Annotated in this window: 11 protein-coding genes and 1 pseudogene; 4 read left to right on the top strand and 8 right to left on the bottom strand. The window is 40.3% G+C overall.

What is annotated here, in order from left to right:
* The first annotated feature begins 189 nt into the window (after window positions 1–189).
* Window positions 190–948 carry a PspA/IM30 family protein gene (locus MSWHS_RS17110; RefSeq protein ID WP_048127363.1) on the top strand — a complete coding sequence of 253 codons (759 nt, stop codon included), beginning with the start codon at window positions 190–192 and terminating at the stop codon, window positions 946–948.
* Between the two features lie 2 nt (window positions 949–950).
* Window positions 951–1,229, top strand: coding sequence for a hypothetical protein (locus MSWHS_RS17105; RefSeq protein WP_048127361.1), 279 nt, complete (start codon window positions 951–953; stop codon window positions 1,227–1,229).
* A gap of 259 nt (window positions 1,230–1,488) precedes the next feature.
* Here the strand turns inward: MSWHS_RS17105 and MSWHS_RS17100 are convergent, their stop codons facing one another.
* On the bottom strand, window positions 1,489–1,929 hold the full coding sequence (locus tag MSWHS_RS17100; RefSeq protein ID WP_048127359.1) for a universal stress protein: 441 nt from the start codon (window positions 1,927–1,929) through the stop codon (window positions 1,489–1,491).
* A gap of 182 nt (window positions 1,930–2,111) precedes the next feature.
* Window positions 2,112–4,208, bottom strand: coding sequence for a histidine kinase dimerization/phosphoacceptor domain -containing protein (locus MSWHS_RS18670; protein WP_052722767.1), 2,097 nt, complete (start codon window positions 4,206–4,208; stop codon window positions 2,112–2,114).
* A 325-nt stretch (window positions 4,209–4,533) separates the two neighbouring features.
* Here MSWHS_RS18670 and MSWHS_RS17090 point away from each other — a divergent pair, with 325 nt between their 5' ends.
* On the top strand, window positions 4,534–4,980 hold the full coding sequence (locus tag MSWHS_RS17090) for a hypothetical protein (protein WP_048127358.1): 447 nt from the start codon (window positions 4,534–4,536) through the stop codon (window positions 4,978–4,980).
* A gap of 377 nt (window positions 4,981–5,357) precedes the next feature.
* On the opposite strand, the gene MSWHS_RS17080 is transcribed toward MSWHS_RS17090, so the two are convergent.
* The gene (locus MSWHS_RS17080) at window positions 5,358–5,537 is read right to left on the bottom strand and encodes a hypothetical protein (RefSeq protein WP_048159470.1); all 180 of its coding nucleotides are present in this window, start codon (window positions 5,535–5,537) and stop codon (window positions 5,358–5,360) included.
* 87 nt (window positions 5,538–5,624) lie between these two features.
* Window positions 5,625–7,082, bottom strand: a pseudogene (tnpC, locus tag MSWHS_RS17075) (IS66 family transposase).
* A gap of 538 nt (window positions 7,083–7,620) precedes the next feature.
* Between tnpC and thiI the strand changes: the two are divergent.
* On the top strand, window positions 7,621–8,859 hold the full coding sequence (gene thiI, locus MSWHS_RS17065) for a tRNA uracil 4-sulfurtransferase ThiI (protein ID WP_048130293.1): 1,239 nt from the start codon (window positions 7,621–7,623) through the stop codon (window positions 8,857–8,859).
* A gap of 372 nt (window positions 8,860–9,231) precedes the next feature.
* Here thiI and MSWHS_RS20745 read toward each other — a convergent pair whose 3' ends face one another.
* The 4 genes from MSWHS_RS20745 to MSWHS_RS17045 all read right to left on the bottom strand — a co-directional run bounded on the left by MSWHS_RS20745 (window position 9,232) and on the right by MSWHS_RS17045 (window position 12,745).
* On the bottom strand, window positions 9,232–9,450 hold the full coding sequence (locus MSWHS_RS20745) for a hypothetical protein (protein ID WP_156148102.1): 219 nt from the start codon (window positions 9,448–9,450) through the stop codon (window positions 9,232–9,234).
* 18 nt (window positions 9,451–9,468) lie between these two features.
* Window positions 9,469–9,669 (bottom strand): hypothetical protein, encoded by a 201-nt coding sequence (locus MSWHS_RS21830; protein ID WP_048159469.1) that lies wholly within the window; start codon window positions 9,667–9,669, stop codon window positions 9,469–9,471.
* A 284-nt stretch (window positions 9,670–9,953) separates the two neighbouring features.
* Window positions 9,954–10,367, bottom strand: coding sequence for a response regulator (locus tag MSWHS_RS17050; RefSeq protein ID WP_048127351.1), 414 nt, complete (start codon window positions 10,365–10,367; stop codon window positions 9,954–9,956).
* Window positions 10,364–12,745, bottom strand: a complete 2,382-nt coding sequence (locus MSWHS_RS17045; protein ID WP_048130292.1) for a PAS domain-containing protein — start codon at window positions 12,743–12,745, stop codon at window positions 10,364–10,366. Before MSWHS_RS17045 ends, MSWHS_RS17050 begins: the two co-directional genes overlap by 4 nt.
* Between the last annotated feature and the right edge of the window lie 947 nt (window positions 12,746–13,692).

Below are 13,692 nucleotides of genomic sequence, written 5' to 3'. Positions count from 1 at the left end.
AAAATATAACTCCAACCAAAAGGCATAGGAAGAAAATAGGAAGAAAAGGGTACCTGGAAGAAAATAGGAAGAAAAAGGTACCTGGAAGAAAATGTCAGGATTTTTTCAAAAAACTTACTCCAGAAAAAGAAGGAAAAAAATGCCAGTTAGATTACATAACAATTTTTGAAAAAGCAACGGGGAAAACACATGGGATTATTCGCAAGGATGGAAACAGTATTCAAATCAAAGATGAACAGAGTGCTTAACAAAATGGAAGACCCTAGAGAAACGCTTGATTATTCCTATGAAAAACAACTGGAACTGCTGCAGAATGTAAAAAGAGGCGTTGCAGAAGTAACAACCTCTAAAAAGCGCCTTCAGCTTCAGAGGGCAAAACTGATTCAGAGTAATGAGAAGCTTGAGAAGCAGGCAAGAGAGGCAGTTGCCGCTGACCGGGAAGACCTCGCAAGAATGGCTCTTGAGAGAAAAGCAGCCATCCGGCAGCAGATCGATGGGATTGACAGGGAAATTATGGAGCTCGAAAAACAGGAAGAAAAGCTCATAGCTTCGGAAAAGCGACTTTCTACAAAGGTCGAGATCTTCAGGACAAAGAAAGAATCCATTAAAGCCCAGTACTCCGCAGCTGAAGCCCAGGTGAAGATAAACGAGTCAGTCACAGGGATCAGCGAAGAGATGGCAGATGTGGGACTTGCCCTTGAGAGGGCTGAAAATAAGACCGATGAAATGAAAGCTCGTGCCGAGGCAATTGACGAGCTTATGGAGGCCGGCGCACTCGAAGACCTCACGAGCGGCAAAGACGACATCGAGCGTGAACTTGCAAAAATCAGTACTCAGAGCAGTGTAGAATCCGAGCTTGCAAAGCTTAAAGCCGAAGCTGGAAAGGAACCTGAAAAAACGAAAATAGGGGAAGAAAACAAAGCCCCGGAAGAAAGAAAGGAGGTATGAAAATGATAATCAGGATCATGGGAGAGGGCCAGTACCGGGCGCCTGAAGCCCTCTGCGATGAATTAAACAAAATAGATAACAAAATTGTAGCCCTTGTTGCGGAAGGAAAAGCTGAGGGATTCAGAAAAGAACTTGTGAAACTAATTTCTGATATTAAGGAGAAAGCTGAAGCACTTGGCGCGGAAGAAATTCTGGAATCCGATATCATTGTACCCCCGGAAGACCTGAGCTTTGAAGAAGCAAAATCCGTATTTACAGGTTCGGGGATTTTTGAGGATTAAAGAGCTTTAAAGAACTAAAAAACTTAAAAAAGCTACAAGTTACAGAAAAATAGGGTCAGGAATTTCTATCCAACAAGAAGCCTGATTTTGAGCAGGCACCTTTCTTTAACCTTAGATACACTCATCCCTGACCCTTCAAAAAAGTAGTTGACCGGATATCATGAGCAGCACCAGGATCATCCCGATGAATACTGGATGCTGTTCTGGCAAATTGGCGATCATATCGGTGAAAATAACTGGTAGTTTTTGAGGATCTTCATTACCTGACAATCATTACAGGGACTTTTGAGTGCCTGAGAACATTCTCTGCAACACTGCCGATAAGGAATCTCTGGACTCCGGTCGCACCCTGTGTGCCCATTACTATCAAATCAATATTGCTTTCCTCTGCATATTCAAGGATTTTTTCAGCCGGGATGCCTTTCAGGTACATAGGCTCCACTTTAACTCCGGCTTCTTTTCCAAGCTTTTCTACATAGGCAGTTGCATCCCCTCCCTTATTTGCAAGATATTCTTCAAATGCCCCGGTCCAGCCCATAACTGTCCGTGCAGTTCCGGCGTGCTCGGTAGAAACAACATACAGGGCACATACTTCAGCCCCTGTTGCCTTCGCAATGTCTATTCCATAAGCAACTGCTTTTTCGGCTTTTTCCGAACCATCCGTTGCAATCAGGATTTTTTTGAAAAAATTATCACTCATTTAATTTACCCCTTTTAGATTATAGTTAAAAATATGCAGGTATTACTATTAAAATTTCATCCTGAATGGAACAGCCAGTAAAACTAAATTTTTGAGAAAAAACGCATATGAAATTCTTCAGATTTCAGATTTAGAAGTTCAGATATATCCAAATGTGCCTTATTTCAGGTTATTTCCCTGATTTATTCCCTGAATTTAAGTGTAAATTTTGTTCCTTTTTCTCTTTCAAGGCTTATACTCCCCCCGATCTGGTTCACAAGAGCATTTACAAGCTGCAAACCAAGAGATTCCGTGTTTCTGATATTCAGTTCTTCAGGGAAACCTTTCCCGTTATCTGCAAAAACAAGAGTAAATTGTTCATGCAAATTCTGACCTTCATCGGGAATCTTAAGAATAAGGGGTTTACCTGAGCTTGCTTTTTCGTTTACTGTGTCTCCGGTTCCTTCTTCGAAAAGTTCAACATTTATTTCCCCTCCTTTTCCCTGGGGAAAAGCATATTTGATGGCGTTGGTGAAAAGTTCGTTGATTATAATGCCCAGAGAAACTGCAGTGTCAACACCGAGAAAAACTTTTTTCATATTAAGGTTTACCCTGATAGCTGAACTCCCGGTACTGTATGAACGGCAGAGATCAGCTATTAATTTGCGGAGATAAGACGAGAAATCAAGAATGTCAAGATTTCCGGATTCATAGAGTTCTTCGTGTATAAGCGACATTGAAACAATCCGACTTTCACTTTCCTTGAAAGCCTCGATGACTTTTCTGTCACTGAACTGTTCAGCCTGCAGGTCAAGCAGAGAAGAAACTATTTGCAGGTTATTTTTGATCCTGTGATTGATCTCTTTTTTCCGGAGCTGCTCAGCCCTTGCAAGAGCTTCTTCTGCAACCTTCCTTTCGGTAATGTCAATGACCACCCCCTGAAAATGAGTGGCGTGACCTTCTGCATCCCTCTGGATGAAAGTCCTCTCATCGACCCAGCGCGATTCCCCTTCTCTTGTACAGATCCGGTATTCCATCCTGAAACTCTCTAATTTGTTTTCTACGCAGCGGTCAAGCTCTTCCTGGACATTTTTTAGATCCTCCTTATAGACAATATCGCCGTAATGTATTCTTCCGGAGGTGAAGTCTTCGACCTCATACCCGAACTGGGAGACATTTTCAGACACGAAATCTGCAGGCCATTTATTCTCGTTTCGCCATAAAAATACGACTGCAGGACTGTTATTGATGACAATCCAGAGCGCTTTCTGGACTTCAAGGGCTATTTTCAATGCCTCTTCGCTTTCCCTGAACATACCGCAGATGCAAGGCATCATCCCGAACTCTTCTGGAACTCCTGGACCCTTTTTTCTTTTGTAGATGGCGGTAAGCTCTTTTGGAATTACTTCTTCCAGCTCATGCATCGAATACCCTGAGGTATTTCTATCTGGAGAGTGGGCAACTTTCCCGGCTAAAAGCTCACTGAGGTCCTGAAAAGTCTGGCTTACATCTCTAAAATAAGCAGGGTTCGGAATCTCCTCAAGCAGGGATTCTAAAAAATGTATCCTGTCCTGAAGTTCGGAATCAATCCTTTTACACTTCAGAATTTTACGTACCAGAGACAGGACATACCTCAAAAAACGTACCTCTTCAGGGGCAAACTCATCCGGCATGGTTCTGTAAAGTGTTACACCTATACCGATATTTCCCTGCATTCTTATAAAGACACTGATTCCACCAGCAAGCTCATTTAACTTATCAGGCTGTCTAAAACATCCGATTTCCTGAATAGAAAGCTGATTTTCCGGAAGGTCAATGCAGTCGTGAGAAAACTTGTAAATTCTGCAGAATTCGGCTTTGAGAGCAGAAGCTGCCATTTCTGCAGTCCGGTCCATCAGAGCTTCAGGAAATGCTTCTTGCTGCTTTTCCTGCTTAAATAGTGTTTTCTTTCTTGCTATCATGGGTGGAAGGTCCATTCCATGGATATGCACATATCCGCTTTCCACCGGTTTAAAAGTGAGTAAGTATTCTTTTTTATCCCCTTTTACTTCAATGTTTAAAGCTTCTTTTTTCCTAATCGCTTTCCGGACAAGAGAATGAATTTGCAAAGGAAGTTTTTGCCCAGTTTCGATTCTCCAGATCTTCAGTAAAGGGACTGAGGCTTCGTTTGCGTAAAGTAGAATTCCATCAGTTCCAGCCTTCATTGCGGGATAAGGACTTGTAGAAAGGAGATAACGCATCCACTGAAGCTCACTCTTCCCACTTTTTACTGTAGTAACAACTATTCCAACGCCCCCCATTTACTATAAATTTACATATTATTGTGCATAGATATTGATCAATCTGCATAAAAAAGATTTCAGGTAAGAGATTTTTATTAATAAAGTGATAAATTCAATTCCCGAAAAAGAGAAAAAGTATTAAGAGAAAAAGTATTTAGTCTCATGGTGGGAAAATAGGATGGATACTTGGAAACTCTCTTTTTTCCTTCAAATACCTCAAATTTAAATGGCATAATAGAATTATTTTTATGGGCTGTATCTGATCTTTAATTGGAAATGAAAACTTGCAGAAGATAAATTTTTGATAGAAAATAAGGTTTTGATAAAACTCAGGTGATAAAACTTGTCAAAAAAACAGGTAATAATACTATTACTTCTCACAGCCGCCCTTCTCGCTTCAGGTTGTATGGGTGAAGAAGGAACAAAACTATCAATTTCGGGCAATGATACCGAAATAAATATCAACCTCCCCGAGCAAACCGAAGGCAACTGGTGCCCTGTAGATTCTCAGGTCCAGGTTAAAAATCCCACAACCGGAAAAGCCCTAAATATGACAATTGCCGGCACCGAAGAGTTTGAAAACAAAACCCTTTGCAGAGCCATGATAGAAACCGGAAGCGATGAAAACACCACCAGATACGAGTACATGTGGTCACAGGACAAAAACACCACGATCTGGACAAAGTACGGCGAGGACGGAAACATATCAATAAGATATATCTACGCGGATGGAAAAAAGACAATCATTAATGGAGCGGGAAGAAAGTTTGAGTTCGGGATAAAGGCATAAATGTAAAGAATCTATTTGAGAACTGTAATAACTAATCAAAACAGAACAAAACAATATTGTAATAAAAAAAAGTGGGTTGCCTGAATGTTGCCAGAAACGGTCGTTTCCATCTTTTTCATCCGAGTCCTCCCAGATCCGCCTCTTGATATGGTAGGTAGCTGGATTGCTTTCTTGAAACCGCTGTTCCCTTGTTATTTTCCGACACCCGCTTGAAACCAGTTTTCAGATTGCAAGAGGGTGGTGTGAATGTTGACCAGAAGCCTTGTGAGCTCCCTTGTTTGTTTCGACACCGGTGCTGGGCGGCAAGAATGTTTTCCAGAAACCCCTGGTGAGCTTCCTTGTTGGTTTCTAACACCCATGCCTTCTTTCTCGGGGTTTCAGACTTCGAGGTCTGCCCCAAGGACTCTCGCTTCGACAGATCCTTTTTCTGGGCTCGGCTTTCCGATTACGGTTCCGAGCAAAACGATCCAGCCCACAGGAAATAGTATCAGCAGAAGGCTATAAGCGGCAATCACTGTTACTATCGATTTTCCGGCAAGCTTTTTCAGAGTTTCCATTGGTACTCCACCCCTGGCGTGGTTGTCTTTTTTGTAACTATTCAGCCACTGATAAAAAGACGTTTTTTCAGCAAAGTGCTGCAATTATCAGGATAATAGCGGCGCTCCATTGAGCGCCGCTAGAATAGCATCCATTACATTCATGCCATTCTTTTTAATTGAGGATATGTATGCCCTAATTCTGCAGAAAGCTACCGCTCCTTCTATGCTTCGGAAAGTTCCCGAAATTTTCTGTTGTAGCTTCATCATTCTGATGTCTCGCTCTGCTTGATTGTTATCAAACGAAACTCTCAGGTTATTGAGGAATCTCAGAATCGGTTCTTTGTGTATTATGAACCTATCAAGGAGATTCTTTGCTTTTGTTTGTGCTGGTCTTCCTCTCTTTTTCACCTGATCTTTTGAGGGCTCAGGTGGTGGATTTTCCTCGATTCCGTCTTGAATTATTGCATCGTATACTTCCTCGAATTCCCGAACTTTTTCTGGATCTATTGGAATTTCCATCTCTCTGCATTCATCAGTATACTTTTTCATCTCACTGAGGAGTTCATTAATCTCTTTAGCCCATTGCTGTTTAAAATTCTCTTCAATCCCAGTAAGTTCCCTTTTAAGATGAGCGTTGCACAGAGCATGTTCACATCCATACTTGTTGTATGAAGCAAGCCCATCATGAACTGCTACTCCCTTGTATTGCGGAAGAAATCCCAGAGCATCCATTGCTTCTGTCCCTCTTTTTGGGTGTGCGAAATAGTAGGTCCATAGACTATTTGATACTACATGAAGCCACCATTTTGTCCCTAAAATTCTCATTCCTGTCTCATCACAATGTGCAGAATAGGAAGCTAATAGATGTTCCATAACAGCTTTTTCAAAAGGTTTCAGGTTCTGGAAACATTTCTTTTCTGCTCTTTTTATGGTAGCTGGGCTGATACGTATACCGTATACATCCTCTACTAAATCACAAGTCCTTTCATAAGGAATCAATTGATAGTTCCTAAAATACAGAATTGAGGCTAAAAGACGAGGACCATATTGAATTGGGAATTTTATAGACTCTGGAAAAGAGCCTTTGTTAACTTTCCCACAGTGAGGACACTTCTTGATTTCACAACGATGTTCAGTAAATATGATTTTTGCAGGAGGAATTTCAGCTTCTTGTCTGCGTTCATAGTCATCAACTTCAGTATCTTCAAGATGATGACCACAATTTTCGCAGCAGTCCGGTGAATGGACTATGACCTAATCAGGGTTTTCAACCATTTCAAAAGTCTTTCCAGGATGACCTTTTTGGCCACCAGCTTTTTTGCCACTACTTGTGTGGCGACCCTTAGGTTTAGGTTTCTCATTACAAAAAACATCAGTAGAAGGAGGTTTACTGCTATTTTGGCTGTTTTGATTCAAACGAGCCTCTAAAACTCTTACACGTTCTTCAAGTTCAGAAATATGAGAAGCTTGTTTCTCCATGATAGCTTCATATCCTTGGATTTCAACAATAACTGCTTCAGGACCAGCTTCATAGGTTACAAGGATTTCTTCACGTGTAAGCATGATGTTGAAAAAGAGAGTTATTTTATATGCAATTTTTCCTCGGAAAGAGGAAAAATTGCTTTTACTAAAGGTATGGCTGAATAGTTACTCTTTTTTTATAGTTTGCGTCGTTTCGATAGGTGGGCAATTTTTACCCAGTCTTACCCAATGTCTTCGATATTGTGCGTAATACACAATTGCATACAATATTATACAAGTCCTGATTTATATAGATTTTCCAAAAATAATATTATGGTATGTATATATTTATTACCGATTAACAATGATAGACCACAAGGACAGTTTTTCATGTTTTTTAATATTCTTTCATATATGTACCTGAAATTAGCATATTCCCCCAAATATCGTCATATTTAAATGTTTCCATTAGGCCCCCAGGTTGCCGCATATATCCTTTTTCCTGAAAAATTATTTTTCCTGAAACCTTTAAACGCTATGTCGCCCTAACCGTTAAGTATCCATGAAAGGCAATTCTGATGAGATCAAATCAAAAAATGTATATGATGTTGATAAAAAAACTAAAAGAGACAGAAAGAACATGCCAGATAATTTTACTGACAGTACGGATAACAAGGACTCCGGTTCTTCTCACCAGAGCTTCGAAAACCGGGCAAACGTTGTTATAGTTAGATATGGGGAACTTGCTCTTAAAAGCACAGGCGTTCGGAACTGGTATGAGAAAATTCTCATGAAGAATATTGCTGCAATGCTGGACTCAAGGAGCATTCCATATTCCCTGATAAGGAGAGAATGGGGAAGGATATTTATTGAGACAACAGATCCACGTGCAGCAGGGGTGGCAGCAGACGTTTTTGGGGTTGTTTCAACTTCACCTGCATTAATAACAGAACCAGACCTTGAGAGTGCAGCCAGGAACTGTGCACTTCTTGGAACAGATCTTATTCGGAAAGGAGAGTCTTTTGCTATCCGGGCTAGAAGAAGTGGAAACCATTCTTTTTCTTCAGCGGATCTGGGGAGAAACTGTGGAGATGCTGTCTGGAACGCCCTTGAAAAAGAAGGAATAAATCCCAGTGTTAACCTGAGCTCTCCTGATAAGGAAATTTTTGTCGAGATGAGGCAGAATCTGGCTTATATTTACCTGGAGACGGTTAAAGGAGTGGGAGGGCTTCCCCTCGGCACGCAGGGCAGTATGGTAGTGCTGATGTCAGGTGGCATCGATTCTCCTGTTGCTGCATGGCTGATGATGAAGCGCGGTGTAATGATTATCCCTGTTTACTGTAATAACTCTCCTTACGCAGAAGATGCGGCGAAAGAACGCGCTTTTGACTGTATCCGCCAGCTCCAGGCATGGGCTCCAGGGCACCAGTTTACAACTTATGAACTTCCTCACGGTCCAAATCTGGGGGTTTTTATCGAAACATGTGACCGAAAAAACACATGCCTACTCTGCAAACGTATGATGTACAGGGAAGCCTACGAAGTTATGAAAAAAGAAGGTGCAAGTGGGATTATTACTGGATCTTCCCTCGGACAGGTAGCCTCCCAGACTGCGGCCAACATGTATGCCGAAATTTATCAGCTTGCTATCCCGGTTTATCACCCTTTAATCGCCTTTGACAAAAGCGAGATTGTGGATATTGCCCGTAGAATTGGAACTTATGATATATCTACAAGGCCAGCTGGGGGTTGCGCTGCAGTTCCGGAGCATCCTGAAGTAAAGGCAAATTATGACCTCATAGTTCTTGAGGAAAAAAAGCTTGGTATCGAGACTATGGTGAGCGATGCTTTGAAAGCTTCAAAAGTCCTCAAACTCTGATTAGAGCCCGGGCTTTACAATGGGGAATTTTAGCGTTATAGCTGAAAACTCCCTCATATTTATGAGTATATAAACTTTCAAATTGTATCCTGTTTTATAATATACATGGCAAATTATATAAAATTGAAATGGTTTATATAAGATTTCTTTCTTTTAATATTCTGGGCGTTATACTTCCAATGGAGTTCATCATCCAATCTCCAGTTCAATCCACAGGTTCAATCCACAATCACAATTTTGAGAATGTAGTTAACGCCCTTTTTTCTTAACAGGAATAAATTAGCCCACACTTACACACTTTTTTATTAGTGAGTCACAACTTCCTCTAATACGAACTAATTTAAAAAATTATTTATTCCTACTCCTGCTAATCTATTCTATGAATGGTTTTTCTCGCTCAGATCCAAAAACCCCCGGAATACGGACAATCTTACTTTTATTTACTATCACAAGTTTCCTGCTGATGACTGCAGGTTCACTATATATCGATATTTTCCCTGATAATCCGGAAACAGGTGAGTTTCTTGTAAACACCGCAGGACCTGTATTCTGGTTTTTCTGCGGCATCTGGATCCTTTTTAATATAGTCACTATCCTGAACTCCAGGCGCTAGAAATCTCTGAAATTATTTAAGCAAGCTGCCTCAATCCCCACCAAGTCTCCGTTAAACATGTCTCCGTTAAACATGTCTCCGTTAAACATGTCTCCGTTAAACATGTCTCCGTTAAACATGTCTCCGTTAAACATAATATCCATCAAAACAAGATCAGGATTTGTAAGTTCTGTTATTCTTATTGCCTCTTCTCCCAAAATAGCAATAATGGAAACAGTATAACCATATTATTTTACCTGTTTCTAATGTTCAGAGCCGCTATATTCTGATCTTCAACGACCAGAATCTTTGCTTTATACGTTATTTCCCCCTGTTTTTTATCTTCTTATTTTCCAATATATTCTGAATAATTAACCAGTTGACCCCATGTTTTTATCGGGTAAGAACAGTAGTGTACTTATCAGAAAATATATTGAATTTTTGGGAAACGAGTATCCGTTTTAACCGGATAAAGGCTTTATTTAAGATTTATTGAAGAGTTTTATCCATCATTACTGGAACTCTCAATATCTTTTTTTTTGGTTCTGTGTTTATGGAGCGCCATCTCAATATTGCTATGCAGGTCCTCTTCTTTGAACGGCTTGGAAATATATCCTGCCGGTTCTGTCATTTTAGCCCTTTCAAGGGATTCATCGTCAGTATAAGCTGTCAGATACAGGACCGGAATTTTAAGGCGGGCTTTTATTTCACGGGCAGCTTCTATTCCATCCATGTCTCCTTTCAACATGATATCCATCAAAACAAGATCCGCATTCGTCAGCTCTGCTTTTCTGATTGCTTCCTCTCCTGTAGATGCAGTACCGGGTACAGTATAACCCAGGTTTTTGAGTTTGTTTCTTATGTTCAGAGCGACGATGTTCTGGTCTTCAACAACCAGAATTTTTGCCTTTTTCATTGTATCTCCCCTTTGATACTGGATACATTTTCAGATGACTGGCAGGACTCCTTAAACCATATCTTGAACTTAGTTCCCGAATTGTTTTCAAGTTCGATCGTGCCCTCCAGTTGCTCGACAAGTATATTTACCAGCTGGAGACCCAGGGAGCTCGTGTTCTTGAAATCAACATTTTCCGGAAAACCCAACCCATTGTCCGAAACTACCAGTGTGTACTGGATATTATTATCAACTGAACTCTTAGCTCCAGTATTATTAATGATATTACTTATACTTTTATTCTCATTATTTTCATCTGTTCTGCAGAGTTTTATGCAAACTTCACCTTTCCGACCTGATGGAAACCCGTGTTTCAGAGAATTGGATACAAGCTCATTGATAATAATCCCTAGAGGAACTGCAGTATCCATTCCCAGGAAAATCTCTTCAATATCGAGCTGCATATTGACATCCCCTTTTCTGACAGTGTATGGGTGGAACAGGTCCGTTGTCAGTTTCTGAAGGTAAGCTGAAAAATCCAGAGCCTCGTTATTTCTTGACCTGTACAGCTCCTCATGAATTATTGCCATTGTAGCAACACGGTTCTGGCTCTCACGGAAAGCTTCAAGAACTTCCATGTCGCTAAACTTCTCTGCCTGAAGTTCAAGGAGGCTTGAGATTACCTGCAGGTTATTCTTAATCCGGTGATGTATTTCCTTTTTACGGATTTCTTCCATTTTTGTAAGAGATTCTTCAGCTTCTTTTTGTCTGCTAATATCATAGACCGTCCCCTGTATAATTATCTTCTTGCCTGCAGGATCGGAAACGTTCTGGAGAATCTCACGGACCCACCTTAATTTTCCATCCCTGTGCCTTATCCGGTACTCGTGCTCTATAAAGAGTGAGGGGTCATCTGCCAACCTCCCTCTATTATCAAAAAGCTTTTCTTGGTCTGCAGGATGAACAAGCTGGTACCAGTCAACTTTTCCGGAAATAAAGTCCTCTCTCCTATATCCTGAGATTTCTTCTATATTTCCATCTATGAGAATCAGGGTGAAGTCAGGTCCCATTTGGAAAGCAATTCCTCTGAAGTTTTCCATGAAGGACCTGTAGCGCACTTCACTTTCGTGCAGTTTTTCTGAAGCCAGTTTAATACCGGTTATATCTTTCATTACCCCGAAAGCTTTTCGAACACTCCCATTTTCATCTCTCAAATAGATTCCGCTGTCTTCCACATGGATATAGTTTCCATCTTTCTTCCTGAATCTGTACTCAATACGGAACTTATTCTCGGTTTTCTGGAATCTCCTGAATTCACCTAGGGCTCTTTTCCTATCTTCAGGATGAATATGGTTAGCCCACGAAACATTGCCGAATTTATTAAATTCTTCTACCGTATATCCCGTGACATCCCGAATAGCTCCTGCCCATTTGACAACATTTTCCTTGAGGTCATGTTCAAACACTATCTGCCCAGTCTGCTCAGCAGCAATCCTGTATATCTCCTCACCTTTCCTGATAATTTTTTCAGCTTCTTTGCGCGAGGTAATATCCAGCATTACGCCCACAATTCCGGCAACTTCTCCAGAAATGTCCTCGTAAGTAGCTTTATGGAACAGGAAGTCTCTAATTACACCATCAGCACAGATAACCCTGGTCTCGGAGTAATGGCTTCCCCCGTTATCGAGAAGTTCCCTGTCATGTTTAAAATAGATCTCAGCTAGCTCATTTGGAATTCTTTTCTTAAACTCAGAGGATGAGCCCCCTATGACCATCTCCTTTGGAAGCCCCATGATTTGCCTGGCAAAACTCTCGTTACAGTTTACATAAATCTCATTCAGGTCCTTCTGGAATACAGGGCTTGGAATGCTGTCAAGAAGGGTCTCAAGAAATTGTACATTGTTCAGAAGGGTTTTTTCAATCCTCTTTCTTTCCATTACTTCCTGTGCAAGTTTTTCGTTTGCTTCTATATACTCAAGGGTCCTTAGCTCAACAAGTTTATCCAGTCTCTCATGTAAGGATCTGAGTTTTTCTTCATCCCACTTCCTGTAACTTATATCAAACCCATAAATGTCTATATACCCATCTTCCGAATAAGGATAAAGCTTTAGAGCACACAAAACTTTCCCTACATTGATTTCAAGGGTTTCAGGCTGTTTCTGTGAAAGAATCTTTCTTATACTGTGTTTCAGTGATTGAGGAAGTTCCTCTCCTTCTTTTATACCCCAATGCTCAAGAAGAAAGCAGGCTGCTCTATTGGCAAAAAGAACTTTCCCAGTCATTTCTACCCTTAGGACAGGGTTTGGGTTCTCCAAAGGATGGAGCTCTATTATTTTTTCGTGCGGCACCATTGAGTTTTCCCGTCCTAATTCTCTAGCCTCTTTTTTCTTCTCGGGCAAGCTGTTACTTTTAATAACTTCCAGTCCCCCATTTTTCACTTTTTGCCTTAGTCTCTTAGATCTCAGAGCAAAAATCATATTTTTGCTTAAAAACAGGGTTAAAAATAGCCTTTTGCGGATATTCTCATTTTTCCGCTATTTGATCCCTTCAATCCAGCACATCGGAATTTTATTGTAAAAAATATATGCGATTTGTTATGTATCCATTATTTAAAAAGCATATGATGTGTAACCGGATTTTGTAGAGTTGAGATATGGATATTATTAAACCGGGTATTTTGCAGATCTCGTTTTCTGGCAAAAACTTAAACGAGCTTTTCAGAGAATGAGTAGTTGAATGAGTAGTTGAATGAGTAACTGGATGAGTAACTGGATGAGTAACTGGATGAGTAACTGGATGAGTAACTGGATGAGTAACTGGATGAGTAACTGGATGAGTAACTGGATGAGTAACTGAATGAGTAGTTGAATGAGTAGTTGAATGAGTAGTTGAATGAGTAACTGGATGAGTAACTGAATAAGTAATTATCTGTATGTTTCTCCTTCTGCTGGAGATGAGCATCGAGAAGGAAAAGCACAGGAAAATAGTATGAAGAAAAATATGGGTGTAAAATATCATAAATAAAGAAATTTAACTGGAAACTTCTCCCTTAAAAAATATTGAATTTGATAGTTGACCAGGGCGAGCTTCAGCTCTCCCTGGCCATCTGAGGGGGTTATTTTAGCGTGGAACACCACACTAATATTTAAAAAGAGTTATTTGTATATAATTCTTTGCAATTTTCATACAGTTAGCCACCAAGTGCAAATCACAATCAATATCAAGGAAGCAACATACTTTATAAAAAAGAGAACATTTTTTAGTCATCGGGAAAAAAAATTAAAAATCTAAGCTGAACAAATTAATGGATATTTGATATTATTACAGGAAACCCAAAAATGATGTT

Origin of the sequence: Methanosarcina sp. WWM596 (assembly GCF_000969965.1) — an archaeon.
In the GTDB taxonomy this organism is placed as follows: Archaea; Halobacteriota; Methanosarcinia; order Methanosarcinales; family Methanosarcinaceae; genus Methanosarcina.
Note: the sequence above shows the minus strand (reverse complement) of the source record. Positions and strands in the feature narration are given on the sequence as shown.

What these genes read in the sequence shown, in the direction of transcription:
- MSWHS_RS17110 (WP_048127363.1), top strand. Translation starts at nt 190, where the DNA reads ATGGGATTATTCGCAAGGATGGAAACAGTATTCAAATCAAAGATGAAC.
- MSWHS_RS17105 (WP_048127361.1), top strand. Translation starts at nt 951, where the DNA reads ATGATAATCAGGATCATGGGAGAGGGCCAGTACCGGGCGCCTGAAGCC.
- MSWHS_RS17100 (WP_048127359.1), bottom strand. Translation starts at nt 1,929, where the DNA reads ATGAGTGATAATTTTTTCAAAAAAATCCTGATTGCAACGGATGGTTCG.
- MSWHS_RS18670 (WP_052722767.1), bottom strand. Translation starts at nt 4,208, where the DNA reads ATGGGGGGCGTTGGAATAGTTGTTACTACAGTAAAAAGTGGGAAGAGT.
- MSWHS_RS17080 (WP_048159470.1), bottom strand. Translation starts at nt 5,537, where the DNA reads ATGGAAACTCTGAAAAAGCTTGCCGGAAAATCGATAGTAACAGTGATT.
- thiI (WP_048130293.1), top strand. Translation starts at nt 7,621, where the DNA reads ATGCCAGATAATTTTACTGACAGTACGGATAACAAGGACTCCGGTTCT.
- MSWHS_RS17050 (WP_048127351.1), bottom strand. Translation starts at nt 10,367, where the DNA reads ATGAAAAAGGCAAAAATTCTGGTTGTTGAAGACCAGAACATCGTCGCT.